Here is a 26,069-nt window from a genome sequence, read left to right as displayed (position 1 = left end):
ACCATGGCAGACCTTTTGAAAAAGCCTTTCGGCACGCATGGCAAGGTGCATCAGATCACGCCCGAAAGCGCAGGTTGGCGCTATGTCGGCTTCGGGCTTTACCGTCTGCGCCCCGGCGAAACGGTGTCCGAGGCGACGGGCGGCAACGAGGTGATCCTCGTCATGGTCGAGGGCAAGGCGCAGTTTACCGCCGCCGGGCAGGACTGGGGCGAGTTGGGCGAGCGGATGAACGTCTTTGAAAAGACGCCGCCGCATTGCCTGTACGTCCCGAACGACGAGACGTGGGAGGCGACGGCGACCACCGACTGCACCATCGCCGTCTGCGCGGCACCCGGCCACTCGGGCCACCCCGCGCGGCGCATCGGCCCGGACGGCATCACGCTCACCGAACGCGGCAAGGGCGTGAACACGCGCTACATCAACAACATCGCGATGGAGAACGAGGATTACTGCGACTCGCTCCTCGTGACCGAGGTCTTCACCCCGGACGGGCATTGGTCGAGCTACCCCAGCCACCGCCACGACGAAGACGACTTTCCGAACATCACCTATCTGGAAGAGACCTATTACCACCGCCTGAACCCGGCACAGGGCTTCGGCATCCAGCGGGTCTATACCGAGGACGGCACGCTCGATGAAACGATGGCGGTTTCGGATGGCGATGTGGTCTGTGTCCCGCGCGGGCACCATCCCTGCGGCGCGCCCTACGGCTTCGAGATGTATTACCTGAACGTCATGGCCGGCCCGCTGCGCAAATGGCGCTTCATCCCCGATCCGGCGGTAAAATGGATCATGGACCGCGACGCATGACGCGCCGCGCGTTGAACCAGAAGACGGCGCGCGATCTGCCGTTCGAAGCGTTTCTCGATCTGGCCGCCGACTTGGGCTGTGTCGGCGTGGAGCCGCGCAACGATCTGGGGCGGCCCTTTTTCGACGGGGCGGACCCGGCGGTCGCCGCCGACATGGCGCGGGCGCGGGGTCTGAGGCTTTTGGGACTGTCCGAGGTCTATGGGTTCAACGTCTGGGACGATGAGCGCGCCGGCCAAATCCAAGCGTTGATCGAGGTTGCGGCGGGGTCCGGGGCCGAGACGATAAGCCTGATCCCGACGGTGGACGACCGCCCGACCCGCGCGCTGCGCGACGTCATGCGCGACATCCTGTCGATGGTCGAAGGCACGGGCGTGCTGCCCCTGATCGAACCGATCGGATTCGAAAGCTCGTCCCTTCGGGGAAAGGCCGATCTGGTCGCCGCAATCGAGGCTGTGGGGGGCTTCAAGCTGGTCCACGACACGTTCCAGCATGTCATCGCGGGCGAGACCGAGATTTTTCCCGAACATACGGGCATGGTGCATATCTCGGGGATTTCAGATCCCGATGCTTTGCTCGATGCCACGCAGGATGCCCACAGGGTGCTCGTCGATGAGAAGGATCGCTGCGACAATCCGGGGCAGGTGCGCCGGTTTCTTGACGGCGGCTATGCGGGCGCGTTTTCCTTCGAGGTGACGGAGCCTGCGCTGATCCGCGCCCCGAACCGGGACGCGATAGAGGCGTCGTTCAATCTGTTGTCGCTTTGAAGGCGGCGCTGAGGGTTGGTCAAACGTGATGGCAAAAGGCTCATAATGAGAGTTACGTCAAGCCGTTATTTAGGGATTGACCGCTTTATTTAGTGTTTAGCGGTTTTTGGTGCCATATGGCAACAGTTTTTCATACTCGTCTTATGGTTGTGCGCTTTACCCGACTAGGGCGGCTTCGCTCGCCCTGGTCTAATCGGGGTAGGGGGGCTATCGCCCCATCGAGGTAAAGGGGGACCGTGTCCTCGCCTTCGGCTGCGGGCCGCACCACTCCCCCTTGACCTCTCCCCCCATTTTCTCAGCGAAACACCGTAAACGGTGAGGCACGCCTCACCGTTTGCGGCTTAGAGCCGCCCAGCACCCATAGGAGGGACACATGGGAGTTTACCGCGCTCGTGAAATCGTAGATCACAAGCCCTTTGGCCGCATCTTGTGCGAAGGCACCGAAGCCGAATGCGCCCAGTTTTGGGAACCCGGTCGGGTTGCTATCACTTGGCACGACGACACACCGATCCGCCGGTGGTCGCCGGACGCCGTCGCGAAGGGACGCAAGACGCGCCTTCGCAACAAGCTGACCAAGAAGCACCCGCTTTTCGCTGAGGAGCTTTACGCCCGCGAACTGGCGACACGCCCCAGTTTTTACGCTGGCGAACGCTGAGTTTCCTAGCCCCGCCGTTGCGCGGGGCTTTTTTCGTTTCCTTTTGTTTCCGGCCTTTCGCCCGCGCCTCGCGCGCGTGTTCCACGAATAGCAAGCTATGCACTCGGGTCGGCCTTCGGCCTCATAAGGAGTTCGCTTCGCTCACGCACTCTTTAGCTGCGCGCGCGGATGGGCTACGCCCACCGCACACGCAGCGCGGCCCCGCCGTTTCCGGGGGGCCGCTTTGTCGCTTCGCTCTTTTTCATAACTGCCCGCCGCTGGCGGTTCTTCGTTCCGCTGTCCGCGCGTTTACCGTTCCAGTTATGTTTTCCGATCGCACCACGGGATGAACTCCCGGGAGCCGCCAGCGCCCTTGCGGGCCATGCGGCTATCGGGGCGGTCCTTACAGTTTTCCCGCCGTTGTTCTTTACGCGCTTCTTCGCGCGTTGTTTCCTTCACCGTTTCTTTTTTGACGGTTTCGGGTTTTTTTTGTTCGCGCCGTTCAGAACGGCGCGTTTCCGTGGACAGTGCAGAATGGGTTTTTTCCCGTCTGTTTTGCGAACCAGATGTCGAATTGTTTTGCGGGGTTTTGTTCTGGATCGAATTGGTCCGTCTGCTCCCAATACCACGTCCAGAATTGGTCGCGTCGTTTTTCACTGAAGCCGTGGTAACACGCCTTGCAGGGGTGGGACTGGCCACAGCGTTTGTGTTCCTGACGCCGTTGCCATTCGGTCGGGCCGTTGGCTTCGCCTTTTGCCCGGGCTTCCATTCGTCTTGCTTTTTCTTCCCACGCCGCGCCATCTGCCATGTCCTTTTCTGTTTTCATGTCTCCGTAAAGGAGCATTTCAATATCTTTAGTAGTGTCACCGAGGCTATGAAGGAGGGAGGAAAATTGCGGGCAATCCTTGCCGCGTTTCTTTTTGGCCTCTTCATTGATTTCATGGAACCCCAATAGCCATTTCTTGCGGAGCGTCGCCCGTGGATACCAGTAAGACCGGAGGCCGGGTATCTTAATGTTGATATTCGGTTTTACCGCGAGCTTGTCCCGCAGTTGCGCTAGCTCTTGCTCGACCCACCGCGCCCCAATCGGGGGCTGTAGGGAAGGCCGGAACATTCCGGCGGCTGCAATATCCGCCTTGTTGAAACGGCGCTTGCCTTCCGTTTTTTGCAGTCCGAATTGGTCCTTGATGCAGTATTTGAGGACGTAGGCGAACCCGCGTTCATCGGGTTCTTGGAACATGACAAAACCGTGGGTCCAGATCGACCACGTTAACCTTTCATTGACGGGCAGGCCGACGACCTTCTTGCGCCGCATGCCTTTGTCGAAGTATTTGAACGTTCCGAGCGGGCTTAGGTCTTTTTGGCTAAACAGGATCATATGCCAATGGACGCGGCCATTTTGCGATCCTTTCTCGCCCGCGACGACAAACCGGATTTCGCCATCAACCTCGTGGTGCTTTTTGTAAGCTTTGCGCACTTTCTTCAGAAAGAGTTGAACGTCCTTATAATTAAACACTTCCGCTGAGTCAGGCGTCGTGCCATTTGCGTTATCCGCATAAGTCAGGTGCAGGACGTAGACGAAATTAGCCGTCAGCTTTTCGGCGGCACAGCGGGCGATCCAATCGCCCTTGCGCCGCGAAATGCATTCATCGCATTCGCGACACGAGACTTGCGTTCCATCTTTGAATTGAAGGGGGTTTGAGCACATTTTTGAGTCTGCCTCGGTGTCACTAAATGCATAGAGGAACAAGTAGGGGATGGCGCGACGGGTTTTTCAACCCGTCGCGCCTCGCCCCGGTTACTTCGGGGCGAGCATTTTTTTCACGGCCTCGACCAGCTCGAACGAGCCGCAGAGCCGCTTGCCGTTGCCAAGGTCGATTTCCTCGCGCCCGGACGTTACCGGGCGCGTTTTCCACACGTTCGGCAGGACTTGCGCGAAACGCGCGTCCATTTCTTCTTGCGTCGGCCTGCGCTTTTCCGCGTAGGCCGGTATCGTGCGGAAATCGGGCAATTGGACGTGGGGACCGTCCCAGCCCCAGTCCCGCCAGCCGTGGGTTAGCTTCACGTCCAACTGCTGTTCAACGACGTTCACACATCGGGCGAGGGCGTCCCAATATTCATTGGTCACGCTCCACGCTTTGGTAGGGTGCAGTATGTCCACGGCCTCGCCGTATTGATGGGCACTTTGCCAAGGCTTCGCCTTGGTGGTGCCCTTCTCATAGTAGAGCGTCTGTTGCGCGGGACTTCGCCAATGCTCGTATATCCGGGCCGGATAACCCGCGTCCTGCATGGCGCGGACTATCTTTTGCCCGATGTAGAGGAGCGGGCCTTCGTTGTAGACGTAGCGCGTTTGCTTTTTGCCTGTCTGCATTTTTTGCAACCTGAATTGGTCTTTGCGTTTCTCTTTGAGGCCCGCGAAGAATTGTTTCGTTTCATGTGAGGCTTCCTGTTTGGGCCACCGACTAAACCGACCCCATATGCCGACGAGCGACGGGCCGTATTTGCCTTGCCTTGGGAGTTGCCCCATAAGCGGGGGCCACGGTGCGGCTGGCGCGTCGATATTGACGAGCCAGCCGCTATCGGTATCGACCGCGTTATTCGGTCTTTTCATCGGCCTTTTCGGGCTTTTTCGCGGGTTCGGTGTCGGGCGTCTTGTCGTCGCCTTCCACCAATTCGGGGTCCTTGACGGGCGGCTGTTTTTCCGCCGCTTCGGCCTTCTTCACCGCCGCCGTGCGCTTACGCTCGCGGCGTTCCTGCGCGGTCAATTGTTGCGCCAAACCCTGAACCTGCCGTTCGAGCCGCGCGACGTGGCGTTCGCTCGCGGACATGAACACCGGGTTAGGATTGGCTGCGGTTTCCGCCGCCAGCGTGTGACGCTTGAGGACAACGCGGTTCCCGGGGGTGACGATTTCCACCCCTTCCAACGCCGCAATCTGGGCGTCGGGGGGGAGCATCGGCAACAGCTTCTTGCCCTCGTGCGCCCCCGGCAGGAACCCGCACAGGAGGGGCTTTTCGCCCAGAGAAGGGGCGGTCACCTCGATGTTGCCGCCCCCGGCCGCCACGAAGATCGTGGAACGGCCGAGGAGTGATTTTGAAATGGTTTGCATTAGCTTTCTTCCTCTTCAAAGAGGTCCGCGTCGTCGATGATCGGCATATCTTCGACAGGGTCGGGACCGAACGGAATGGGCGTCGCCATGCGGACCATTGACGACACGATGTAGGTCACCGGCTGGACGCCGGGAGAGTTGTCCGCGAAAACGGGCTGGTCGAAATCCTCGTCATAGATCACATTCGTGGGCGTCACCGACGTGGGGATTTGATATTGCCAAAAGGCCGTATCAGCTTCGACCGTGGAGGTATCCAGCGCCGCCGAATACCCCACGTCTCGATACTGACGGAACCGGCGATTGTAGCCGACATGCATCACCACGTTTTCCTCGTCGGCAGTGTCGCAATCCGCGTATACCTCGCGCTCGCTGACCGGCTGAGGGTCCATTTCCATCGCGTCTGCAAGGAAGTTGATCCCGCCGCGCGCCCGCGTGAAAAACGGGTGCGGGACACGAGCCAAACTTTCGTCGGGCTTCACCGTCACGAGCGTGACGACCACGCCCCCCAGTTCCGTGCGAGGCACCGGAACGTGCATACGCACGGTGTCCATAACGCGGGTCTGGCTCTTGTCCAGTCCGTCACCGTCGAAGCCGAACCGCCAGTCTTGGTTCAGGCGGACCGTTTTCTTGGACAGCAGGACCGGCACATTGTCGGTTTCCATTTGGAGACCGAACGCCATACGGGCGATCATTTCTTCGCCCATTTCCGGGTTCTTGTCCAGCATGGCCCGCATTTCACGGGTGAGCTTGTCCATATACTTCGCTTGGAAGTAGTCCGTGAGGGACAGGCCGTGGCCGGTGGTCATGTCGCCCTTGACCTGCGGGCGTCCGGTATCATCGACCTCGATCCCCACGCCAGCACCGGCGACGGCGGCGAACTTGTTGTAATCGTAATGCCGCGCCCCGCCGTCGCCTTCGTGGAACAGATAACCAGAACTGTCGATGTTGTCGCCGAGCTTGTTGTTCTGGATGCCGATCCCGCGAATGTTGATTTCACCCTCGAAATCAACGTAGCCATCCACACGATCCTCAGGGTCGAGCACCCCCCGCATGCGCTGCAGCGCCGTGGAGCCGAGCAACGCAGGGGTGACGCCGGTTTCCGTTTTCGGGAGCAATTCCGCATCCACGAAAATACGCTGGCGCAGATAGTTGACCGCTGCAATATAGGCCAATCGGGCTTCTTCCGTGACGTATGTCGAGCCGCCGACTTTGATCGGCACGATCTCCATGCGCTTCGAGATTTCCGTTTCGGCTTCCAGCGCGAACAACGGTGTGTCACTCACAAGCTTGTCCCGGATGATTTCCGCAACATGCGCGTATTCGTCCGTATCGTTCTTCAGTGCATGGGTGGCCTGCACCGGCACCCAGACATTGTGGATTTCGGCGTATATGCCGGTTCGCATCTCGCCGGGGATCGGGTCCAGTTTGAACGTAATTTCCTGATGGAGCGCGCCGCCTTCGCCTTGCTCGACGAAGGTCCCCATGACGGGAGCAATTTTCCCGCATGCCATACGGCCCACTTTTTGCCGTTCTTCCGTGCGGAGATTATCGGCCACCGCGAGCCGTGCGAAGCTTTTCATAAGCTTACCTTTCAGTTGGGTTTTTAGTTAACGTATTCCTTGAGTTCCCGATAATCGGGAGCCTCAAGCGGCAGCGTTGGAAGCGCAATGCCGTCTGGAATGATAGGCGAGGTGGGCATTGGCACCGTGCGATCTTTGACCCACTGTGCGCCACGCCGCATGCGCTCTTGATCCTGACGGCGCACGTCTTGGAACCAGTCAGCCGCCTTATTCAAGCGTTGCTTATCGGCTTCCCACGCCGAGCCGGAGCGGACGTTTCCGTAGATTTGTTTCGCGCGCCCGACGTTCTCAAGGAACATCCAGCCCATCAACTCGCTGATATCCATCGGGTCGGTCGGAACGTAAACGTTCTCTCCCGCGATGGTTTCGCGTTTTTCCGCGAGCGGCTTTACTGTGCCGCTGTCATCGCCAGCATCAGCAGGGCGAGGGCCAATGTAATCCACACTGCTTTCATTGTTCGCTTGCCTGTCATAGACGCTTGGAGCCGGTGGCGCGATCATCATACGTGTCGCGTTTTCGCGCAAGGCTTGATTTTCCATCGCGAGTTGTTCGCGCTGGATTGCCAGCGCTTCCATTTCGAGGAATGCGTTCCCGAAATTCGCAAAGCCGTTGGCGACGATTTCGCCCGCACCGGACATAAGGGCCGAGGGCGTTCCGGGCGCACCGGCGGTTTGAGACACCGGGCCGTTGGGAACACCGGGCATGCCCATCGCGCCGGTCGCGAGCAGCGGGTTATACCCCGCATCCTCGAAGCGTTTGCGGATCATGGCCGGATCGGACATGTCCATTGCGACCTGTTCTTGCCGCTTCTGTTCCGCGACCGTGCGTTTCCACGCTACGTTTTCGCGATTGGTTTGGAATTTGCGGTTGATATTCGCCTGATTGGCGTTCCACGCATTGTTTTCCCTGTTTTCGGCGCGGGCCATTCCCGCGCCGAACAGGGAGCCGACGAGATTTGCGCCCGCCCCGATGACCGCGCCCAACATCAGTCGCGGCCCTTGCGGTCGAACCACAGATCAACGGCAACACCCACGGCCAGCACAATCGCCGCTTCAAGGTTGTCGCCGGTCGTGGTGCCAGTGATGGCAAGCGCCGAACCGAGCGCCGAACCGATGATGGTCCCGACGCGATGGGCGAGCGGTTTGACAACGGTGCGTTTCATTTGGACGCCTCCGCCGCCGGGGGCGTGATGGTCATCGAGACCACCGCCATTTTCAGGGGCTTGCCAAAATCTTCAATGCTCTGGAAAAGCTTGCGCGGATCGGTGACGCCCTTGTAATCATACGGGACTTCTTTCCCGTCCGCGCCACGCAGCGTAACCGCCACGTTGAATTTCTTGGTCATGGGACCGCCTTTCTCACTTCACTACGTTAAACGTAGGATTGAGAAGTGCGCATAATGAGAGTTATGTAATATTTGTGACCGGGGCGGGTCCGCCCCTAGGCGTCGCGTTCGACGACCGCACGCAACCGCGCGTCGAATTCCCGCAGCGCGGGGTCGTCTTCGGCCATGGCGAGACGGGTCAGGCCGATGGGCGCCGGGCGGTCGGGAAATCCGGTGTCCACCCTTGCGAGGTCGGGCCTGAGCCCGGTGAGTTTGCGATCGGAATAGGTGAGCATCGCGGCGGCATTGCTGTCCACCAGCATCTGCTCGGCCGATCCGAAGGACAAAAGCTCGCAGGTCTGGGTCGGAGGGGTCAGCCCGAGGTCCGAGAACACCCGTTCGAAATGACCGCGCACCGGGGTGCCGTGCGGGGCCACGATCCAGTTCGTCCGCGCCAGCGCGTCGGGATCGCGCCCGCTGCGGTGGAGCGGATGATCGCTGCGCGCGATGACCGTGAACCGTTCGTCATACAGATGCGTCTCGACCAGCCCTTCGGGGCAATCGGGGCCGCGCATGATCCCGACGATCCGGTCGATTTCACGCCGCCGGAGCGCCTCGACCAAGCCGTTGTAGCTGCCGGGCACGCAGACAAGCCGCAGGTGCGGATGGTCGTTGGTCAGCGCACCGAAGGTTCTGAGGATCAGGTCCTGCCCGGAAAACGGGAGCATCCCGACGTTGACCCGCCCGACGATCTCGCCCTCCAACTGCCGCAACTGGGCGTGCATCCGGGTCAGGTGATAGGCGATCGTGCCGGACAGATCGACGAGCGTGCGCGCCGGGGCGAGCGGCACCATGCCCCCCGCCTCGCGCCGGAAGAACGCAAGGCCGAAGCGACCGGACAGGTCCGCCACCACCCGGCTGACGACCGGCTGGGTGCGCCCGAGCCGCCGGGCGGCATGGGTCATGCTCCCCTCGCTGCAAATCGCGCGGATCGTGTCGAGCTGATCGGTTCGCAGATTGGTGCGCAAGGCCGGCGCGCCGGGGCGGTCGAGGCCGATTTCGCCCTGCGCCTTGTCGAGAGCGGTCACCACGTGACCGCAATAGCGCACCACCACATCGCCGCGGGGCGTCGTCTCGGCCCCGGACCAGCCGCGGCTGAAGATCTGGACGCCCAGCTTTTCCTCGGCGGACGAGATCAGACGTGACAGCGTGGGCTGCGATACGTTGAGCATCCCGGCGGCCAGCTTGAAACTGCGCGACCCGGCGACGCTGCTGATCGCTACCGCTTCGCGAATGTCGAGGGGCCGGGGGATCGCCCCGGCCCGAGGTTCGGTTTCAGGCATCGCTTGGCCCCCGGTTCGGTCTTGTCCGCGACTATGCCGGGGTTTGGCCGACAAGCCAAAGTCGAACCGCAACCGCTGCGCCGCGACGCTCTGGCCACGGCGCCGCCGTCATTTCTGGGCGCGGTAGCTTTCGCGCGAAGCTGCGTGGATCGGCCACGGGTGCACTTCGGCCGAGACCTCCATCTGCACGTGTTCTTCGACATGCGGCTTGTCGGTGCCGCCGTCCTTTTCGCCCCAGAGGATGTTCAGCTTCGTGCCCTGTTCGGCCAGATCGCCGCGCACCATCGCGAGCGAAATCCACGCGCGTTCGTTGGCGGAATAGACCGGGTAGGTCGAAACGCCGACCTGTTCGCCGTTGAGGAGCACCTGATCGTAGGGGTGCGCGGCATAGTGACCGGCGGGCAATTCCATCAGCTTCGGGCCGGGGAACGGACCCATGAGGCCCGCGAAAATCTCGAGCACCGAAGCCTGATCCCAGACCAGCGTGACCTTGGTGCGATGTTCTTCTTCGGCCATCTTTTCCAGCGCGGCGCGCCCGATGAAATCGTGGTCGAACTTGACCACCCGGCCATAGTCGAGATCCCAGGGCGTCAGGTAGAACTCTTCCACGTTCTCCGGCTGGAACGACCCGCCGACCGAGGTCACGGCGAGGAAGTTGTCGGCAGGCAGCCATTCGCGGAAGCCCTTCATCGCCTCGCCCGTGTAGATCGCGGGCAGCGGCGAGGGAATCCAGCCCGATTCCATCGCGGCGCAGGAATAGGCGCGGGCACCCGCGCGCAGCATTCCGTGCTTTTCGCCCACCTCCATCAGGCGGTCGTAGACTTTCTGGCCGTCTTCATACGGCCCCCAAAGCTCCAGCCCCTGTGCGCCGCCCATGCCGTGACTGAGCGTGCGTGCGGTGCAGCCCGCCACCGTGATCTCGCCCATGTTGAAGAACTTGGTGGTGAGCGGACCGCCCTCGTTCACCTCGTTCAGGATGTCGAGCGCCTTGGGCCCCTGCACCTCGAAGCGGTAAAGCTTGCGCGGCTTGTCACCTTCGAGCGAACGGATGTCGAACTCGGTCGTCACGTCGAAGTCGCCGATCTCGGCCTGATAGGCGAGCCAGTAGGCCAGCGGCGGGCGACCGACATAGAGGATCTCATCATCCTCCAGCCTAAAGATGATGCCGTCCCCGATGACGTAGCCGTCCGGGTTCACGCAGATCAGTTGCTTGGACTTGTTGCGCCCGAAATTGGCGAAGCTGTTCACGCCGACGTGGGACATGAACTTGATCGCATCCGGCCCGCGCACGTAAAGGTCGGTCATGTGGTAGGACTGGTTCAGAAGAACCGCGCCGTTGCGCCACGCCCGCACCTCTTCCATCCAGTTCGTGTATTGCGGCGCGATCGGGAACACATACGGCCCCTGCTGCGAATTTTGCAGCATGTCGGATGCGCTTTCATAAAGCGCGATGCGGTCTTCGAGTGTCTTGGTCATCGGTGTCCTCCTGACTGCGGATCGGTTGGCGACCCGCCAATACGTGCTGGAAGAGGACTTAGCGGGTCGGGGTCGGCTTCGCTTATGCGACTTCTCGATAAGCGGTTTCATAATCGGCATAATGTAGGGCGGCGGTGCGACGCCGAGGCGTCGGGCACGCGCCGCCCTGCCGTTTCGCGCCTGATCCCTAGTTGAACATCGAGTTCGGGATCAGCAGCGCGATCTGCGGGAACAGGATGATGAGGAACAGGCAGACGATCATCGCGATCAGGAACGGGAAGACCCCCCGGAACACGGTGCCGAGCGCCACGTCGCCCGCCACGTTTCGCACCACGAAGACGTTGAGGCCCACGGGCGGCGTTATCATGCCCATTTCGATCACGATCACCGCGATCACGCCGAACCAGATCGGGTCGAAGCCGAGCGCCTGAATGACCGGGAAATAGATCGGGATTGTGATGACCAGCATGGCGAGACCGTCGAGGAACATGCCGAGCACCACGTAACTGAGCAGGATCACGGCAAGCGTGCCGTAGGTGCCCAGACCCAGCGCGTTCAGCCCCGCCTCGAGCCCGCCGGGCACGCCGGTGAGCGACAGGAACGGGTTCAGGACGTTGGCGCCGATCACGATCATGTAGAGCATGGTCGAGGTCGTCACCGTCTCCATCACCGATGTCGCGAAGGATCTGAGGTCGATGGAGCGGGTCGCGAAGGCCAGCAGGATGGTCAGCGCCGCGCCGACGCCGGAGGCTTCGACCGGGGTGAAGACGCCCAGATAGATGCCGCCGATGGACACGACGATGACCACGATCAGCGGCAGCGCCTTGAGCAGAAGGGCGAAGCGTTCGCGGAACGCCACCCGTTCGCCGCGCGGGCCTGCGGCGGGGTCGCGCAGCGTGACGATCCAGATCGCCAGCATGAAGAGCGCCATCATCAGAAGCCCCGGCAGGATACCCGCCATGAACAGGCGCCCGATGCTTTCCTCGGTCAGGATCGCGTAGATCACGAAGCCGGTGGAGGGCGGGATCAGGAAGCCCAGCGTGCCGCCCGCCGCGATGGCGCCGGTGGACAGGCCGGGGCCGTAGCCCAGCCGCTTCATCTCGGGCAGCGCGACCTTGCCGATGGTCACGGCGGTCGCGATGGACGAGCCGGAGACTGCCGAGAACGCCGCGCAGCCGATGACGCTCGCCGAGGCCAGACCGCCGCGCAGGCGACCGACCCAGGCATAGGCGGCATCATAAAGTCCGCGCGAAAACCCGGCGGCGGAGGCGACGTTGCCCAGAAGGATGAACATCGGGACGACGATGAGCGAATAGTTCGCGACGGCGGAATAGGTTTCGGTCATCAGGACCGCCCCGGCGCGGCGCAGACCGTCCAGCCACCAGATGCCGAAAAAGCCGGTCAGGAGCATCGCGAAGGCGACGGGCGTGCGCAGGATCATCAGCGCGAAGAGCGCGACGAAGCCAAGGATACCGATTGTCAGGTCAGCCATTCTCCGGCTCTCCGAATGCGCGCCGCGTCAGGATCAGAAGCACGATCTGAACGGCGAAAATCATGATGGCGAGGCCGATGCCCAGAACGACAAGCGCGTAGAGCGGCCAGATCGGCAGGTCGAGCATGTTGGTCGCGTCCCCGAACTCGGCGGCCTCGGCGGCCTTGTCCCAGGCGCGACCGACGAGAATCCAGAGCGCCCAGATCGACAGGGCGCGGGTCAGGATGTCGGCCAGCCAGCGCCCGACCCGGCCCAGAGCGGGGTCGAAGATGTCGGCGCGGACGTGGGCGTGCAGATGGGTGGCATAGGGCAGCGCGAGCATGGTGATCGCGACCGCGGCAAGCTGCACGATCTCGTTCACGCCCAAAAGCGGGTTGCCCATGACGTAGCGCATGAACACCGCGCTTGCGATCAGCCCCATCATCAGGATGAGCAACACGCCCGCCAAGGCGGCGAGCGCGAAGGTCGCCCGGCCGAATAGGTCCGGCCAGGCGGGAGTGCGAGCGGTGGTCATCGCGGTCAGTCGGCGGCGAGCGCGTCGATCCACGCTTTCGCGGGGATGCCCTCGGCCTCGGCATCGGCCACGATCTGTTCCACGGCGGCGGCGGAGGCTTCGTTGAACTTGGCCGCTTCATCCTCGGACAGCGTGATGACTTCCTTGCCCTCGGCGGCGGCGAAATCCGCCATCGCACCGTCCGCGATCTTGAGCCACGTGGACCCGGCGGTCAGCGCGGCTTCGCGCCCGGCGTCCAGAACGGCCTGCTGCGCGGTGTCGTCCAGTTCAGCGAACACGTCACGGTTCATGATGAGGAAGAACTCGGAAATCGTCGTGTCCATGCCCTGCGTGACGAAATTCGTCACCTCGGCCAGCTTGAACGATTTCAGCGTCGTCGGGTCGATCATCGCCCCGTCGATCACGCCGGTCTGCATGGCGTTGTAAATCTCGGGCGCGGGCATAGACACCGGGTTCGCGCCCCACGCCTGCACCACGATGCCCGCGTTGCGCGACGGCACGCGGATGTTCATGCCCGCAAGATCGTCCATCGAACGCACGGGTTTTTCAGCGGTCAGGATCAGGTTCGGCGCGTTGTTCCACAGGCCGACAAGTTGCACGCGGCGGTATTCGTCCGACAGCATGTCCACGTTGTCCATCATCGCCTGCGTGCCGCCCTCGGCGGTGATGACGCCGGGAAGCTCGGAGATCAGCGTGAGCGGGAAGTTCGACGCGGTGTAACCCGGCAGGCCAAAGGCGATGTCGGCCACGCCGTCGACGACGCGGTTGTATTGCTCGGCCGGACCTGCGCCCAGCTCGCCGCCCATGAAAACCTTCACGGTGGTCTCACCCCCGGTGGCGGCGGAGATCGCCTCGCCGAACGGGGTATAGGTCGTGTCCACGATGAAGTGGGTGGGCGGCTGGAAATCGGCCAGTTTCAGTTCCTGTGCCACGGCGCCCGTGGCGATGGTGGCCGTGATTGCGGCCAGACCGATGGTCTTGATGATACCCATGGTGATCCTCCCTCTTGGGTGTAAAAGGCCCGGCGGCTGCACCGGGCCCAATTCGGGGAACGGGCCTTACGCCTCGTTCAATGCCTTGGCCTTGTCGCCGCCGCCCACGCCGTAGGTGATGGCGACCTTTCGGCTTTTCTGGAACTCCTCCAGCGTCTCGCCCCGGAAGGCCGCGTAGACCTCGGGGTTGGGAACGCCCAGCACGGCGGCCATCTTTTCGAGCATGAAGAACGACACGCCGTAGTGGATCATCTCGATCCATTTGCGGCCTTTGATGAGCGCGATTTCCTCGTCCGTCAGGCCCCGCTCGGCGGCCAGCGCATCGAAATCGGTGCGGAAGCGGTCGCGGTGCGCGGGCTTGATGAGATCGTGCAGGAAGCTGTTGATGCGGAACGCGGCCTGAGAGCGGGCGTGGGTCAGCGGGTGCGTGCCTTCGACCTGATCGGCCCCGGCGAGGTGATAGCCGATGTGTTCGCGGTAGGCCTCGTTCGCGGCCTCGGTCGCGGGGGCGCCGTTGTCCTCGAGGATCATGGTCGCGATGTTCGTGACCGAGGGCGCATAGGTCATCTTGTGCTTCAGCGTCACGTCGTCCGACAGCGCGCCGCGCATGATGAGCCACATGATGACCTCGGCCCCTTCCATGCCGCCGTTGACCACGTATTCGGCCAGCCGCATGTTGGCGAGTTTCTCGGGGTCGGTTTCGATGAGGCGCAGAAACTCGTCGTCCCAGTCTTCGTTGATGAACCCGGCGCGTTCGCCGTGGACCTGATGGGACAGGCCCCCGGTCGCCATGATCGCGACGTTCAGATCCTCGGGGTAGCTTTCGATCGCCTTGCGCAGCGACTTGCCCAGCTTCCACATCCGAAGCGGCGACGGGATCGGGAGTTGCAGAAGGCCGCAGTGGAGCGGCACCACCTTGCCCGGCCACGGCCCGTCGGCGTCGCCCAGCATCGACAGGGGCGAGAGCATCCCGTGATCGACGGGCTTGCCCTGAAAGAAACTCATGTCGAATTCGTCGGCGGTCAGCGCCATCGCGATGTGCTGGCTGAGGCCCAGATGCCCCTTGGCCGGCGGCACGTCGCGCGGCCCCCCGCCCTCGTCCGCCGGGTAATAGGTGTCGTCGATCCCCATCGAGAAGAACGGGTAGTGGTCGAAATAGAACGAGGTGACGTGATCGTTGTAGATCAGGAAGATCACGTCGATTTCCTTGTCCTGCACCCACTGGCGCACCACGTCGAACCCGTCGAAGATCGGTTTCCACGCCGGATCGTTGTGCTTGTTGGTGTCCTTGGCGAACCCGATGGTGGGCGAATGCGAGGCGCCGATGCCCCCGATGATACGTGCCATATGCTGTCCTCCGTCTGGCCGCCGGGCGCGGGCCCCGGCCGAGTCGCAGGCGATCATATGGAGGTGGACTTATTGAACAATACATACGAAACGAAAGGAGCGTTCAGTTTTTTGAACAAAGGAAGCGGACATGAAATGGAAGATCGACGACATCCCGGTCTTCGTCGCGGTGGTCGAGCAGGGTGGCATCTCGGCCGCCGCCGACGTGCTGGGTCAGCCGAAATCCACCGTGTCCACGACGCTCGCCCGGTTGGAGCACGCGCTTGGCCTGCGGCTGGTCGATCGCAATTCACGCAACCTGCGGGTGACCGAGGAAGGTGAGGTGTTCTATCGTCAGGCCCTTCTCATTCTCGATCAGGTGCGCGAGGCGGACGCCGCCGCCGCCGGGCTGTCCGCCGCGCCCTCGGGCCGGGTGGTCGCCGCCATGCCGCCCGCCTTCACGCAGGAGGTCGTCGCGCCGCAAATCGCGACGTTTCAGGCGCGTTGGCCCAAGCTCGAACTGGATCTCGTGCTGACCACGCAGGGGGTCGAGCTTCTGCGCGATCAGGTGGATCTGGCCGTGGTGGTCGGCCCGATGGTGGACAGTGAACTGGTCAGCCGGGTTCTGGTCGCCGGTCCGCTCGCATGGGTGACGAGCCCGGCCTATGCCGCGTCGCATGACCTGACGGGCGGCACCGACAGCATCCGGCCCCATGTCCGCATCTGCGAGAAACGCTACGGTCGTCCACGGATGCCGGTCCGGGTGGATGGCGCGCCGACGCATATCGACTTGTCGACGGGCATTTCCCACGTCAACAGCCCGCTGGTGGCCCGTGAGGCGGTGGCGAACGGTGCGGGCGTCTCGGCCCTGCCCCGGCTTTACATGCGCGAAAGCCTCGCCTCGGGCCGACTGGTCGAGGTGTATCGGAACGTGACCTTCGACCTCGACGCCTCGGTTCTGTCCGTGGTGTATCCGCACCGTCGCCTGCTGTCGCCGCGCTTGCGGGTGTTCGTGGATTTCCTCGAAGAGGTCTGCCGCAATCATGCGGACCGCTGACGCCTTTGCGCCGGTTTCATTGCGCTTCACGGGCCGACGTGAAAAAACCCGACGCATCGGCAGGAGGAAAGGCCGTGCAGCCATGACGACAGCGCATCGCCCGACCGCGACGGGCCCGGCCCCCACGCAGGTTTTCGACTGGCACGCCGAAACCCGGCTTTTGGGGCGGCGGGACGGGGCCGATCTTGACGCGCTGCGCGCGGCGATCCGCGAGGGCTGCGAGGTGTCGGTCACGCCGGAGGGGATTTCGCCGGTTCCGGGGGGTTCTGCCGGGTTCCTGCGCCTGCGCTCCGGCGGGACGACCGGGCCGGCCAAGGTGATCCGGCGCACCCATGCTTCATGGATCGCGAGTTTCGAGGTCAACCGCGGCCACCTTGGGCTGGGGCCGGACGACACCTATGGCATCCTCGGCCTGCCGATCCACTCGCTTGCGCTTTATGCCATCGTCGAGGCCGCGCATATCGGCGCGGACATCGTGGACCTCGCCACGTTCCGGCCCCGGCAGCAGGTTGCGGGTCTTGCCGATCAGGGCGTGACGGTGCTCTACGCCACGCCAACGCAATTGCGGCTTCTCACCGCCACCGGGCACCCCCTGCCCGCCCTGCGCCACGTGCTATGCGGCGGCGGGCATATGGGCCGGGCGCTGCGCGACGCCGTGGTCCGGTGCGCCCCGAACGCCACGGTGACCGAGTTCTACGGGGCCGCCGAGACCAGCTTCATCGCCTGGGGGGACGGGTCCGGGGACGTGGGCGGCGTGGGCCGCGCCTATCCGGGGGTCGAGATCCGGATCGACCCGCCCGGCGCGGCGGCGGGCGAGATCTGGGTGAAAAGCCCTTACCTTTTTGCGGGCTACGCCGAAGGCGACAGCCCCGACACCCGCTGGCGCGATGGGTTCGTCACGGTCGGAGAGATCGGCACGCTCGGCCCAGACGGCTCCTTGTCGGTCGCCGGGCGCCGGAACCGGATGGTCACGATCGCCGATCAGAACGTCTTTCCCGAGGACGTGGAGCTGTTCCTGCTGTCGCATCCCGGCCTGACCCATTGCGCGGTGATCCCGCGCCCCGACCCGCAGCGGGGCACGGTGCTTGTCGCCGTGGTCGATGCCCTTCCCGCAGGCGCGACGCCCGAGGCGGTCTTGCGGGCCTGCCGCGACAGGTTCGGCCCGCTCGCGGCCCCGCGCGACCTGTTCGTGATGCCCGACATGGCGTTGACCGCGTCCGGCAAGCCCGACCTTGCCCGCATCGCGGCGATGGTGGAGCGGCGGGCATGACCGGGGTGCGCGTCGTGTCGGCCCTGCGCACGCCGGTTGCGCCCCGTGGCGGCGCGTTGGCCCGTCTGGACCTCGATGCGCTCTGTGCCCCGGTGCTCGCCAATGCGATCCGGGAGGCGGGGCTTGGGGTGGAGGACGTGGACGAGGTGGTGCTCGGCAATGCCCTTGGCGCGGGCGGCAACCCCGCCCGGCGCGTGGCGCTGGCGGCGGGTCTACCGGAGCGGGTGGCGGGCCTTACGCTGGATCGCCAGTGCTGCGGCGGGCTGGATGCACTGGTCATGGGCGCCGCGCTCATCGCGTCGGGACAGGCCGAGGTCGTCGCGGCCGGTGGGGTCGAAAGCTATTCGCGCCGCCCCCTGCGCCTCAGGACCGACCCGGACGGAGGGCCGCCTGTGGCATATGACCGGCCGCCCTTCACGCCGTGGCCCGACCGCGACCCCGAGATGGACGAGGCCGCCGAGGCGCTGGCGCGGTCCTGGAATATCCCGCGCGCGGCTCAGGACGCATGGGCCGTGGACAGCCACCGGAAGGCGCGGATGGCCGAGATGCGCAGCGAAGTCGTGCCGCTCGCCGGGGTGGAGCGCGATACCTTCACCCGCGACCTGACCCCAAGGCTCGCGGCCCGCGCGCCGGGTTTGGTGGGCAGCATCACGGCGGCCAATGCCGCCGTCGCCGCGGATGGTGCGGCCGTCTGCCTGCTCGTCTCGGATCGTGTGGCGGCCCGCCTGCCCGACCCCGGTCTTGCCTATCGCGGCGGGATCACCCTTGGCGGTCGCCCCGACCTGCCCGGCGTCGCGCCGGTCGAGGCGATCGGGGCGTTGTTCGACCGCACCGGGACGACGCCCGCCGACCTGTCGGTGGCCGAGGTAATGGAGGCCTATGCGGTGCAGGCCATCGCCTGCGTGGAGGGCGCGGGGCTGGACCCGGCCATCGTCAATCCGGGCGGCGGCGGGCTTGCGCGCGGGCATCCGGTCGGGGCCTCGGGCGCGATCAACGCGGTCAGGCTGTGGCACGAGGTGAAGCGGCGCGGGGGCACCGGGCTTGCCGCCATCGCCGCCGCGGGCGGTCTGGGCACCGCCGTGATGCTGTCGGTCAGGTGAAGCCGCGAAACGTCGCGAAGTCTTCCGGCGCGTCGCGCAGTGTGCGGACCGTGTTGACCGGCACGTCGGGTTCGGCGCGGCCAAGCGCCAGGCCGCAGACGATCAGCTCGTCGTCGGGCAGGCCCAGATGCGCCTGCGCCACATCGGCGTGGTTGGCGAGCGCCCCGATCCCGCAGCTTGCGTATCCCATGCCCTCGGCGGCCAGCATGAAGGCCATGATCGACATGCCGAGATCCATGAAGCACCCCTTCCCCATGTCGCGCCGGATCGACACGACGACGCCGACCGGGGCGTCGAAGAAGCGGTAATTCGCGTTGAACTGGTTGCGCCGCGCGTCCACGTCGCGCCGCCCGATGCCGAGGCTGGCATAAAGGGCATAGCCCGCCGCCCGCTGTTTCGCTTTCAGGTCCGCCGGCATCGGCTGCGGGAAATAGGAATATTCCGAGACCATCGGGCGGCCGCTTTCCGAGGCCGCCACCAGTTCGGCGGAAAGCGCGGCGAGCGGCGCGCCGGTCAGCGCGTGGAACCGGCCGGGCTGAAGGTTCGCGCCACTGGGCGCGGACCGGGCCGCCCGCAACAAGCGTTCGATGTCCGCGCGCGGCACGGGGTCGGGCGCGAAGGCCCGGACCGAACGGCGCGCGAACAGGGTGCTTTCGACCGGGGTCAGGCTCATCCCCGCGACAGGATGCTCGCCGGACGGGTGCGTGCCAGCGCCGCGGTGATGAGGCCGGTCGCGATGGCCTTGACCAGATCGCCGGGGATGAACGAGAGCGACAGCATGGTCGCCGCCGGGATCGTCTTGTCGAGCATGTAGGCCATCCCGAGAATCCCGAAGACATACATGGTGAACACCCCGCCGATGATCGCGGCGGAGGTGGCGACGGGCAGGATCGGCGCGTTCCAGCGTTCTACGATCCAGCCGGTGACGAAGGCAGCGATGGGCCAGCCGATCAGGAACCCGACCGACGGTGTCGCGAAGGCGCCCAGTCCGCCGCGACCGCCCGCGAGCAGCGGCAGGCCGAGCGCGACGAGGGCGAGGAACAGCAGCACCGCCAGCGCGCCGCGTTTCGCGCCCAGAATGGTGCCGCAGAGCATGACGCCCATGCTCTGCGCGGTGATCGGCACGCCGAAGGCCAGCGTGAATTTCGGGATCAGTCCGAGGGCCGCGATCAGGGCTGCGAACAGGGCGATATGTGCGAGGTTACGTTCCATGAGGTCTCCGTGGTGTTTCAGGGTGTCTGGTCCAATCCGCCGCGTGCGCGCAAGGCGTCCGCGACGTGATCGGCATCGTCCAGCGCAATCGCGGCGAGCGGCATGACGATCTGCCAGCCGACGCGTCGGGCGGCACGTGCCCGCCAAGCCTCGGCCAGAAGCCCGCCTTTCTGGGCGATGGCGGGTGTGAACCGCACGACCAGCGCGATGGACAGTTCGAAAGCGCGGGTCGAAAGGCCGAACCGGCGCAGGGGTGAGAGCAGAATGGCGGCGACGGCGACCATGTCGGTCAGCCGGGTCGTCATCGTCACGAAATTCGCGAGCGTCAGCGCGGTCAGCAGGCGCAGCGCGACGACCAGCCCCGCCTCGATCTGCCCGGTCACGCCGTGCCACACGGCGATCAGCGCGAGGAAGGGGATGAGGATGCGCAGGCTGCGGGCCGCCGCGCGGGCGAAGCGCAGGCCACCGCTGAGGACGATCGCGCCTGCACCGGCAAGCGCCACGCCCAGCCAGATCGGGTCTTGTAGCGCGAAAAGCCCGACCGTCGCCGCCGACAGGGCGGCGAGCTTGACCCCGGCGGGCACGTCATGCGCCCAGGTTTCAACCGGCGAGGTCAGAGAGATCATCGTCTTGCCCCCATGCCGTCATCTGCGCCTCGAAGGCCGCCAAAACCTCGTCCGTCGGGCCATCCATCCGCACCGACCCCTCGTCCAGCCAGATCACGCGGTCGAAGGCCCGCACGTGGTCGGGGTCGTGGGTGATCTGGACGACCGAGGCCTCGACCGCATCGACATAGCGGACAAGCTGCATCCGCGTCGGAATGTCGAGACCCGAATAGGGTTCGTCCAGCACGATCAGGCGGGGCCGCATGGCAAGGACGGCCATCAGGCACACGAGTTGCTTTTGCCCCTGCGACAGCGAATGCGTCGCCGCCCCGTGCCAGCCCGATTTGCCGAACCGCGACAAGATCGCCGAGGTTTCGCGCGCCGCCGCGTCCCGGTCATGGCCGAGCTGCATGAGGCCGAAGGCGATCTCTTCGTCCACGGTGGGGAAGATGATCTGGTGGTCGGGGTTCTGAAACAAGATGCCGACCGCGCGCAGGGCGGCCTTGCGGTCACGCGCCATGTCGTCGCCGTCGATCCGGGCCGAACCGCGCGTCGGGGCCTGCAACCCGGCGATGATGCGGGCCAGCGTGGTCTTGCCCGACCCGTTGCGCCCGACGATCCCGACCCGCCGTTCCTGCACCCGCAGCGAGATGGCGGACAGCACATCGACGTCGCCCAGACGGACGGAAACGTCCTCAAGCATGAGCTCGGGCCTCAGCACCGCTCCGTGGGAACCCTTGACGATCGAGGTCATATGAATGGGAAAGTTTTCCGTTTCTGGCGCGCACCGGGGTCATACATGGTTTTTTGCCGTGGTCCAACCGAGTCTGGGCCGATTGGTGCGCGGGCCCGGGCGGCTGTCAGGCCGGGGCCAGACCCGCCGCGCAGAACCGGATCAGGTGGTCGATCTGGGCGTCCGCCGCCCGCATCTCGCCGCCAAGCGCCGCGATCCGCCCCTGCGACGTGAGCAGCGCGAGCATGGCGGAGACGGAAAAGACGAAGGCCTCGGCCACCTCGGCCCGGTGCGCCGTGGGCCGGAGCGCAAGAAGCTCGGTCAGGAACAGCTCGGCGGTCGGGTCGAAACAGGCCGCCGAGATCGACCGCCACCGTTCGTCGGCCGAGACGAAGGCGACCAGCCGCGCATAGTCGCGCCAGCGCGGATCGTCGCGCGACAGGTCGAAGATCGGGCGGAAGAACGCGGCGAGCAGGGTTTCGGCGGTCACGGTTCCGTCGCGTTTCAGCGCCTCGAGCGCCGCGCGCCGCGCCTGCGACAGCGGTTCGGCGCGGCGGGCAACGGTGCGGTGAAACAGCACTTCCTTGCCGCCGCCGTGGTGATGGATCGTTCCCACCGGCTCGCCCGCCTCGGCCGCGATGTCGCGGATGGTGGCGCCGTCGAATCCCCGGTCCGCGAACACCCGTTCGGCCGCGTCGAATACGCGTTTGCGGGTCGCGAGCGCCCGTTGGGACGGCGCCCTTTGTCGTTTGGCGTCAATATCTTGCAGCGCAGGCATGGATTTATCTTGCCTTATTTCGAACAGGTGTTCAAGTTAAGACCAAAGGGAGGAACGCGATGAGTGAGACGCGCGAGCGGCTCGCCCTGATCGGGGCGGGGCCGATGGGATTGGCGGCGGCCAAGCTGCTGTCTCAGCACGGGATCGGGTTTCAGGGGTTCGAGCTGAACGGCGACGTCGGCGGACTGTGGGACATCGACGGGCCGCGTTCGACCATGTACGAAACCGCGCACCTCATTTCGTCCAAGCGGATGACCGAGTTCACCGATTTCCCGATGCGCGACGAGGTGGCGGAGTATCCGTCGCACCGCGAGATGAAGCGGTATTTCCAGGACTTCGCCCGGCATTTCGACCTTTACCGCCACTTCCGGTTCGGGGCCGAGGTTCTGCGCTGCGATCCGCTGGGCGGCCCGAACGACGGCTGGCGTATCACGTGGCGCGACGACACCGGCGAGCATGTCGAGGATTACGCGGGCCTGCTGATCGCCAACGGCACGCTGTCGACCCCGAACATGCCCGGTTTCAAGGGCAGCTTCGCGGGCGAGATGATCCATTCATCGGCCTATCGGCACCCGTCGCAGTTCGACGGCAAGCGGGTGCTGGTGATCGGGGCGGGCAATTCCGGCTGCGACATCGCGGTGGACGCGATCCATCACGGCGCGTCCTGCGACCTGTCGATGCGGCGCGGCTATTACTTCGTGCCGAAATACGTCTTTGGCAAACCCGCCGACACGTTGGGCGGTGCGATCAAGCTGCCGATGGCGCTGAAGCGGATCGTGGACGGCTCGATCCTGAAATGGTTCGTGGGCGACCCGCAGAAATACGGCTTTCCCAAGCCCGATTACAAACTCTACGAAAGCCATCCGATCGTGAATTCGCTGGTGCTTTACCACGCGGGCCACGGCGACATCCGGGTGATGCCCGACGTGGACTGGTTCGACGGCAAGACGGTGCGGTTCAAGGACGGGCGCTGCGAAGACTACGACATGATCCTTGTCGCGACCGGCTATAAGCTCGACTACCCGTTCATCGACGCGGCGCACCTGAACTGGCAGGGCGACGCGCCGCATCTTTACCTCAACTGTATGCACCCGGAGCGTGACGATCTGTTCGTGCTCGGCATGATCGAGGCGTCCGGGCTGGGCTGGCAGGGCCGCCACGAACAGGCGGAAATGGTCGTGCGCTATATCGAAGGGCTGCGATCCGGCGCGCCCGAGGCGAAGGCGCTGCAAAAGACCAAGGCCGAGGGCTTCCGCCGCGCGACCGGGGGCATGAACTATATCGACCTACCGCGCATGGCCTATTACGTGGACAAGGCGACCTACCGCAAAGCGGTGACCGGATGGATCGGCAGATTGCGGGGGCGTGCGGCATGATCGACGAGGCGGTTCTGAATTTCTCGGCAGGCTCGCTGACCCTGCTCAACGCGATCCTCGCGGTGGTCATGTTCTCGATCGCCATCGACCTTGCCCCCCGCGACTTCCGGGTGCTGGCGAAGGCGCCGAAACCGCTGGTCGTCGGCCTCGTCTCGCAGTTCATCGTGCTGCCCGTGCTGACGTTCCTCATGGTCGTCGTGCTGCAACCGCAGGCGTCGGTGGCGCTTGGCCTGATCCTCGTCGCCGCCTGTCCGGGGGGCAATATCTCGAACTTCATCACCCATCGCGCGGGCGGCAACGCGGCGCTGTCGGTGTCGCTGACGGGCATCGCGACGGTGGGCGCGATCGCGCTGACCCCGCTCAACATCGCGTTCTGGGGGTCGCTTTACGGCCCCTCGGCCGAGATCCTGCGCGCCACGGAAATCGACCCGGTTCAGATCGCGATCACCGTGTCGCTGATGCTGGTCCTGCCGCTGGTTCTGGGGATCACCCTGAACGCCAAGCGCCCGGCGATCACGCGACGCATCCGCCGCCCGCTGCAATGGCTGTCGATGGCGATTTTCGTCGCGTTCATCGTCATGGCGCTGGCCTCGAACTGGGCGCAGTTTCTGGCCTATGCCGGGGGCATCGCCGGGCTTGTGATCCTGCACAACGCGCTGGCGCTCGGCGGCGGGTTCGTCACCGCCACGCTTGCCCGTCTCACGCCCTTCGACCGCCGCTCGATCACCATCGAGACGGGCATCCAGAACTCGGGCCTCGGGCTCGTCCTGATCTTCGCCTTCTTCGGCGGGCTTGGGGGCATGGCCGTGGTGGCGGCGTTCTGGGGCATCTGGCACGCCATTTCCGGCCTCGCCCTCGCCAGCGTCTGGGGGCGGACCGAGGCGGCGCGATGACCCGTATCCTCGTCACCGGCGGCGCGGGCATGGTGGGCCGGGCGCTGGCCCAAGCCTTGCCGGAGGTGATCGCCACCGACCTTGCGCGTGGCGATCTACCCGAAACGCAGCGCTTTCGCCGGATGGATGTGACGGGCACCGACCCCGACACGGTGATCGGCGACGAAAGGCCCGAGGTGGTCGTTCACCTCGCCTCGATCGTGACACCGCCGCCGGGGATGACCCGGCAGCAGGCCTTCGCGGTCGACGTGACCGGCACGCGCAATGTGGTCGACGCCTGTATCCGCCACGGCGTGCGCCGGATCGTGGTGACCAGTTCCGGGGCCGCCTATGGCTATCACCCCGACAATCCGGTGCCGCTGACCGAGGATGCGCCCTGCCGGGGCAACCCGGCATTCGCCTATGCCGACCACAAGCGGCAGGTGGAGGAGATGCTGGCGGAGGTGCGCGCGACGCACCCGGCGCTCGAACAGGTCGTGCTGCGGGTGGGCACCGTTCTGGGCGCGGGCACGCAGAACCAGATCACGGCGCTCTTCCACCGCCCCCGCCTGCTTGCGATCCGGGGATCGGACAGCCCGTTCGTCTTCATCTGGACCCGCGATCTTGCCCGGATCGTGCAGCGCGCCGCGACCGATGGGCCGCCGGGCATCTACAACGTCGCGGGCGATGGCTGGTTGACGGTCGACGACCTTGCCGCGCGTCTTGGCAAACCCGTTCTGCGCCTGCCCGCATGGGGGCTGAAGTCGGCGCTCGCCGCGGCGCATCCGCTGGGCCTCAGCCCATACGGACCCGAACAGGTGCGGTTCCTGCAATACCGTCCGGTGCTTTCCAACGACCGCCTGAAATCGGTGTTCGGCTACACGCCCGAGCTGACCTCGGCGCAGGTGTTCGACCTCTGGCGCAGGGAGGCGGGGCTGTGAAGACCGCTGTGATCTCGGGCGGGAACGGCGGGTTGGGCCGCGCGATGGCCGACCGGCTGGAGGCGGAAGGGTGGCACTGTGTGCTCATCGACGTGAACGTGGCGGGGCTGGAGGCGACGGCGACGCGCACCCCGGTCGCGCTCGACCTCACCGAGACCGAGGCGCTGAACGCCGCCGCCGCGCGTATCACCCGTGACCGCCCCTCCATCGACATGGTGATCTATAACGCGGGGGTCAGCCAGATCGGCCCCTTCGCCGAAACGACCGAGGCCAGCCACCGCCGGGTGTTCGAGATCAACTATTTCGCCGCCGTGGCCTTGGCGCGCGCCTTCCTCGCCCCGATCCGGGCGGCGCGGGGCACGCATCTTGCCATATCCTCGGTCGCGGGTTTCGCGCCGTTGCACAACCGCACCGCCTATGCCGCGTCGAAACACGCGATGGAGGGGTTCTTCGCCTCGCTGAGATCGGAAGAGGCCGCCCACGGCGTGCGCACCCTGATCGCCGCGCCCAGCTTCGTGGCGACCAACATCGGCCGGCCCGAACGGGGCGAGGACGGTATCGTGCGGCCCGGTTCGGCCTCGGACGGGGTCGATTACATGACGCCCGAGGAGGCCGCGAAGGTGATCCTGTCCGGCGTCGCGCGGGGGCGCGAGTTCATCCCCGTGGGACGGGTCGCGCGGCTGTCGTGGTGGATCATGCGCACCTCCCCCCGCCTCTATGCCTGCCTCATGCGGCGCAGCATCAGCGGCGAGGGGTAGGCGGCC

28 protein-coding genes are annotated in these 26,069 nt (G+C 64.9%); 10 read left to right on the top strand and 18 right to left on the bottom strand.

The annotated features are described in order from the left end of the window. The first annotated feature begins 3 nt into the window (after positions 1-3). From iolB to FCT00_RS20105, 3 genes are all read left to right on the top strand, one after another. Entirely contained in the window at positions 4-810 is an 807-nt protein-coding gene (gene iolB / locus FCT00_RS20115) for a 5-deoxy-glucuronate isomerase (RefSeq protein WP_138424425.1), read from the top strand. Beyond that, entirely contained in the window at positions 807-1,574 is a 768-nt protein-coding gene (locus tag FCT00_RS20110; protein ID WP_212748030.1) for a TIM barrel protein, read from the top strand. The genes iolB and FCT00_RS20110 overlap by 4 nt, the downstream gene beginning before the upstream one ends. Before the next feature lie 373 nt (positions 1,575-1,947). Next, on the top strand, positions 1,948-2,229 hold the full coding sequence (locus FCT00_RS20105; protein WP_138424423.1) for a hypothetical protein: 282 nt from the start codon (positions 1,948-1,950) through the stop codon (positions 2,227-2,229). Between the two features lie 481 nt (positions 2,230-2,710). On the opposite strand, the gene FCT00_RS20100 is transcribed toward FCT00_RS20105, so the two are convergent. The 13 genes from FCT00_RS20100 to FCT00_RS20045 all read right to left on the bottom strand — a co-directional run bounded on the left by FCT00_RS20100 (position 2,711) and on the right by FCT00_RS20045 (position 15,382). Next, on the bottom strand, positions 2,711-3,958 hold the full coding sequence (locus FCT00_RS20100) for a rolling circle replication-associated protein (RefSeq protein ID WP_138424422.1): 1,248 nt from the start codon (positions 3,956-3,958) through the stop codon (positions 2,711-2,713). 48 nt (positions 3,959-4,006) lie between these two features. Next, the gene (locus FCT00_RS20095; RefSeq protein ID WP_138424421.1) at positions 4,007-4,819 is read right to left on the bottom strand and encodes a M15 family metallopeptidase domain-containing protein; all 813 of its coding nucleotides are present in this window, start codon (positions 4,817-4,819) and stop codon (positions 4,007-4,009) included. Further along, positions 4,803-5,315, bottom strand: coding sequence for a hypothetical protein (locus FCT00_RS20090; RefSeq protein WP_138424420.1), 513 nt, complete (start codon positions 5,313-5,315; stop codon positions 4,803-4,805). Before FCT00_RS20090 ends, FCT00_RS20095 begins: the two co-directional genes overlap by 17 nt. Beyond that, positions 5,315-6,895: a hypothetical protein gene (locus tag FCT00_RS20085; RefSeq protein ID WP_138424419.1), complete on the bottom strand. Its 1,581-nt coding sequence runs from the start codon at positions 6,893-6,895 to the stop codon at positions 5,315-5,317. Before FCT00_RS20085 ends, FCT00_RS20090 begins: the two co-directional genes overlap by 1 nt. A gap of 23 nt (positions 6,896-6,918) precedes the next feature. After that, the gene (locus tag FCT00_RS20080) at positions 6,919-7,881 is read right to left on the bottom strand and encodes a hypothetical protein (RefSeq protein WP_138424418.1); all 963 of its coding nucleotides are present in this window, start codon (positions 7,879-7,881) and stop codon (positions 6,919-6,921) included. Beyond that, a complete protein-coding gene (locus tag FCT00_RS21550) occupies positions 7,881-8,057 on the bottom strand; it encodes a hypothetical protein (RefSeq protein WP_171043071.1) in 177 nt (58 codons plus the stop codon). The genes FCT00_RS20080 and FCT00_RS21550 overlap by 1 nt, the downstream gene beginning before the upstream one ends. Then, positions 8,054-8,239, bottom strand: a complete 186-nt coding sequence (locus FCT00_RS20075) for a hypothetical protein (protein WP_138424417.1) — start codon at positions 8,237-8,239, stop codon at positions 8,054-8,056. The genes FCT00_RS21550 and FCT00_RS20075 overlap by 4 nt, the downstream gene beginning before the upstream one ends. 95 nt (positions 8,240-8,334) lie before the next feature. Then, on the bottom strand, positions 8,335-9,561 hold the full coding sequence (locus tag FCT00_RS20070; protein WP_138424416.1) for a LysR substrate-binding domain-containing protein: 1,227 nt from the start codon (positions 9,559-9,561) through the stop codon (positions 8,335-8,337). A 108-nt stretch (positions 9,562-9,669) separates the two neighbouring features. Beyond that, positions 9,670-11,037: an aminomethyltransferase family protein gene (locus FCT00_RS20065; RefSeq protein ID WP_138424415.1), complete on the bottom strand. Its 1,368-nt coding sequence runs from the start codon at positions 11,035-11,037 to the stop codon at positions 9,670-9,672. A gap of 187 nt (positions 11,038-11,224) precedes the next feature. Beyond that, positions 11,225-12,529, bottom strand: a complete 1,305-nt coding sequence (locus FCT00_RS20060) for a TRAP transporter large permease (RefSeq protein ID WP_138424414.1) — start codon at positions 12,527-12,529, stop codon at positions 11,225-11,227. Continuing rightward, positions 12,522-13,043 carry a TRAP transporter small permease gene (locus FCT00_RS20055; protein WP_138424413.1) on the bottom strand — a complete coding sequence of 174 codons (522 nt, stop codon included), beginning with the start codon at positions 13,041-13,043 and terminating at the stop codon, positions 12,522-12,524. Before FCT00_RS20055 ends, FCT00_RS20060 begins: the two co-directional genes overlap by 8 nt. 5 nt (positions 13,044-13,048) lie before the next feature. After that, on the bottom strand, positions 13,049-14,035 hold the full coding sequence (locus FCT00_RS20050; RefSeq protein ID WP_138424412.1) for a TRAP transporter substrate-binding protein: 987 nt from the start codon (positions 14,033-14,035) through the stop codon (positions 13,049-13,051). Positions 14,036-14,101: 66 nt separating this feature from the next. Next, positions 14,102-15,382 carry a gallate dioxygenase gene (locus FCT00_RS20045; protein ID WP_138424411.1) on the bottom strand — a complete coding sequence of 427 codons (1,281 nt, stop codon included), beginning with the start codon at positions 15,380-15,382 and terminating at the stop codon, positions 14,102-14,104. A gap of 130 nt (positions 15,383-15,512) precedes the next feature. On the opposite strand from FCT00_RS20045, the gene FCT00_RS20040 reads away from it, so the two are divergent. The 3 genes from FCT00_RS20040 (at position 15,513) to FCT00_RS20030 (ending at position 18,788) form a co-directional block, all read left to right on the top strand. Further along, positions 15,513-16,418, top strand: a complete 906-nt coding sequence (locus FCT00_RS20040) for a LysR family transcriptional regulator (RefSeq protein WP_138424410.1) — start codon at positions 15,513-15,515, stop codon at positions 16,416-16,418. 82 nt (positions 16,419-16,500) lie between these two features. Next, a complete protein-coding gene (locus FCT00_RS20035; protein ID WP_171043070.1) occupies positions 16,501-17,688 on the top strand; it encodes an AMP-binding protein in 1,188 nt (395 codons plus the stop codon). Continuing rightward, on the top strand, positions 17,685-18,788 hold the full coding sequence (locus tag FCT00_RS20030) for a thiolase family protein (RefSeq protein ID WP_138424408.1): 1,104 nt from the start codon (positions 17,685-17,687) through the stop codon (positions 18,786-18,788). Before FCT00_RS20035 ends, FCT00_RS20030 begins: the two co-directional genes overlap by 4 nt. On the opposite strand, the gene FCT00_RS20025 is transcribed toward FCT00_RS20030, so the two are convergent. From FCT00_RS20025 to FCT00_RS20005, 5 genes are all read right to left on the bottom strand, one after another. After that, a complete protein-coding gene (locus tag FCT00_RS20025) occupies positions 18,781-19,461 on the bottom strand; it encodes a nitroreductase (RefSeq protein ID WP_138424407.1) in 681 nt (226 codons plus the stop codon). The genes FCT00_RS20030 and FCT00_RS20025 overlap by 8 nt on opposite strands. Continuing rightward, the gene (locus tag FCT00_RS20020) at positions 19,458-20,000 is read right to left on the bottom strand and encodes a biotin transporter BioY (RefSeq protein ID WP_138424406.1); all 543 of its coding nucleotides are present in this window, start codon (positions 19,998-20,000) and stop codon (positions 19,458-19,460) included. The genes FCT00_RS20025 and FCT00_RS20020 overlap by 4 nt, the downstream gene beginning before the upstream one ends. A gap of 17 nt (positions 20,001-20,017) precedes the next feature. Beyond that, on the bottom strand, positions 20,018-20,626 hold the full coding sequence (locus tag FCT00_RS20015) for a CbiQ family ECF transporter T component (protein WP_138424405.1): 609 nt from the start codon (positions 20,624-20,626) through the stop codon (positions 20,018-20,020). Further along, a complete protein-coding gene (locus FCT00_RS20010; protein ID WP_171043069.1) occupies positions 20,601-21,359 on the bottom strand; it encodes an energy-coupling factor ABC transporter ATP-binding protein in 759 nt (252 codons plus the stop codon). The genes FCT00_RS20015 and FCT00_RS20010 overlap by 26 nt, the downstream gene beginning before the upstream one ends. Before the next feature lie 106 nt (positions 21,360-21,465). Then, positions 21,466-22,116, bottom strand: coding sequence for a TetR/AcrR family transcriptional regulator (locus FCT00_RS20005; RefSeq protein WP_138424404.1), 651 nt, complete (start codon positions 22,114-22,116; stop codon positions 21,466-21,468). 59 nt (positions 22,117-22,175) lie between these two features. On the opposite strand from FCT00_RS20005, the gene FCT00_RS20000 reads away from it, so the two are divergent. From FCT00_RS20000 to FCT00_RS19985, 4 genes are read left to right on the top strand one after another with little or no spacing between them, the layout of a single operon-like run. Beyond that, on the top strand, positions 22,176-23,492 hold the full coding sequence (locus FCT00_RS20000; protein WP_138424403.1) for a flavin-containing monooxygenase: 1,317 nt from the start codon (positions 22,176-22,178) through the stop codon (positions 23,490-23,492). Continuing rightward, positions 23,459-24,385 carry a bile acid:sodium symporter family protein gene (locus tag FCT00_RS19995; RefSeq protein ID WP_235889246.1) on the top strand — a complete coding sequence of 309 codons (927 nt, stop codon included), beginning with the start codon at positions 23,459-23,461 and terminating at the stop codon, positions 24,383-24,385. The genes FCT00_RS20000 and FCT00_RS19995 overlap by 34 nt, the downstream gene beginning before the upstream one ends. Next, entirely contained in the window at positions 24,382-25,305 is a 924-nt protein-coding gene (locus FCT00_RS19990) for an SDR family oxidoreductase (RefSeq protein WP_138424402.1), read from the top strand. Before FCT00_RS19995 ends, FCT00_RS19990 begins: the two co-directional genes overlap by 4 nt. Then, positions 25,302-26,063: an SDR family NAD(P)-dependent oxidoreductase gene (locus tag FCT00_RS19985; protein ID WP_138424401.1), complete on the top strand. Its 762-nt coding sequence runs from the start codon at positions 25,302-25,304 to the stop codon at positions 26,061-26,063. Before FCT00_RS19990 ends, FCT00_RS19985 begins: the two co-directional genes overlap by 4 nt. The last annotated feature ends 6 nt before the right edge of the window (positions 26,064-26,069 follow it).

This window comes from Maritimibacter alexandrii (assembly GCF_005871115.1).
Classification (GTDB): Bacteria; Pseudomonadota; Alphaproteobacteria; order Rhodobacterales; family Rhodobacteraceae; genus Maritimibacter; species Maritimibacter alkaliphilus.
This window is presented reverse-complemented; position numbering and strand designations above follow the sequence as displayed.

Coding starts and splice junctions, on each gene's coding strand:
- FCT00_RS20110 (WP_212748030.1), top strand. CDS start 807: ATGACGCGCCGCGCGTTGAACCAGAAGACGGCGCGCGATCTGCCGTTC.
- FCT00_RS20020 (WP_138424406.1), bottom strand. CDS start 20,000: ATGGAACGTAACCTCGCACATATCGCCCTGTTCGCAGCCCTGATCGCG.
- FCT00_RS20000 (WP_138424403.1), top strand. CDS start 22,176: ATGAGTGAGACGCGCGAGCGGCTCGCCCTGATCGGGGCGGGGCCGATG.
- FCT00_RS20030 (WP_138424408.1), top strand. CDS start 17,685: ATGACCGGGGTGCGCGTCGTGTCGGCCCTGCGCACGCCGGTTGCGCCC.
- FCT00_RS20105 (WP_138424423.1), top strand. CDS start 1,948: ATGGGAGTTTACCGCGCTCGTGAAATCGTAGATCACAAGCCCTTTGGC.
- FCT00_RS20065 (WP_138424415.1), bottom strand. CDS start 11,037: ATGACCAAGACACTCGAAGACCGCATCGCGCTTTATGAAAGCGCATCC.
- FCT00_RS19990 (WP_138424402.1), top strand. CDS start 24,382: ATGACCCGTATCCTCGTCACCGGCGGCGCGGGCATGGTGGGCCGGGCG.
- FCT00_RS20010 (WP_171043069.1), bottom strand. CDS start 21,359: ATGACCTCGATCGTCAAGGGTTCCCACGGAGCGGTGCTGAGGCCCGAG.
- FCT00_RS20040 (WP_138424410.1), top strand. CDS start 15,513: ATGAAATGGAAGATCGACGACATCCCGGTCTTCGTCGCGGTGGTCGAG.
- FCT00_RS20090 (WP_138424420.1), bottom strand. CDS start 5,315: ATGCAAACCATTTCAAAATCACTCCTCGGCCGTTCCACGATCTTCGTG.
- FCT00_RS20045 (WP_138424411.1), bottom strand. CDS start 15,382: ATGGCACGTATCATCGGGGGCATCGGCGCCTCGCATTCGCCCACCATC.
- FCT00_RS21550 (WP_171043071.1), bottom strand. CDS start 8,057: ATGAAACGCACCGTTGTCAAACCGCTCGCCCATCGCGTCGGGACCATC.
- FCT00_RS20080 (WP_138424418.1), bottom strand. CDS start 7,881: ATGTTGGGCGCGGTCATCGGGGCGGGCGCAAATCTCGTCGGCTCCCTG.
- FCT00_RS20025 (WP_138424407.1), bottom strand. CDS start 19,461: ATGAGCCTGACCCCGGTCGAAAGCACCCTGTTCGCGCGCCGTTCGGTC.
- FCT00_RS20005 (WP_138424404.1), bottom strand. CDS start 22,116: ATGCCTGCGCTGCAAGATATTGACGCCAAACGACAAAGGGCGCCGTCC.
- iolB (WP_138424425.1), top strand. CDS start 4: ATGGCAGACCTTTTGAAAAAGCCTTTCGGCACGCATGGCAAGGTGCAT.
- FCT00_RS20015 (WP_138424405.1), bottom strand. CDS start 20,626: ATGATCTCTCTGACCTCGCCGGTTGAAACCTGGGCGCATGACGTGCCC.
- FCT00_RS20035 (WP_171043070.1), top strand. CDS start 16,501: ATGACGACAGCGCATCGCCCGACCGCGACGGGCCCGGCCCCCACGCAG.
- FCT00_RS20050 (WP_138424412.1), bottom strand. CDS start 14,035: ATGGGTATCATCAAGACCATCGGTCTGGCCGCAATCACGGCCACCATC.
- FCT00_RS20095 (WP_138424421.1), bottom strand. CDS start 4,819: ATGAAAAGACCGAATAACGCGGTCGATACCGATAGCGGCTGGCTCGTC.
- FCT00_RS20055 (WP_138424413.1), bottom strand. CDS start 13,043: ATGACCACCGCTCGCACTCCCGCCTGGCCGGACCTATTCGGCCGGGCG.
- FCT00_RS19995 (WP_235889246.1), top strand. CDS start 23,459: ATGGATCGGCAGATTGCGGGGGCGTGCGGCATGATCGACGAGGCGGTT.
- FCT00_RS20070 (WP_138424416.1), bottom strand. CDS start 9,561: ATGCCTGAAACCGAACCTCGGGCCGGGGCGATCCCCCGGCCCCTCGAC.
- FCT00_RS20060 (WP_138424414.1), bottom strand. CDS start 12,529: ATGGCTGACCTGACAATCGGTATCCTTGGCTTCGTCGCGCTCTTCGCG.
- FCT00_RS20085 (WP_138424419.1), bottom strand. CDS start 6,895: ATGAAAAGCTTCGCACGGCTCGCGGTGGCCGATAATCTCCGCACGGAA.
- FCT00_RS20075 (WP_138424417.1), bottom strand. CDS start 8,239: ATGACCAAGAAATTCAACGTGGCGGTTACGCTGCGTGGCGCGGACGGG.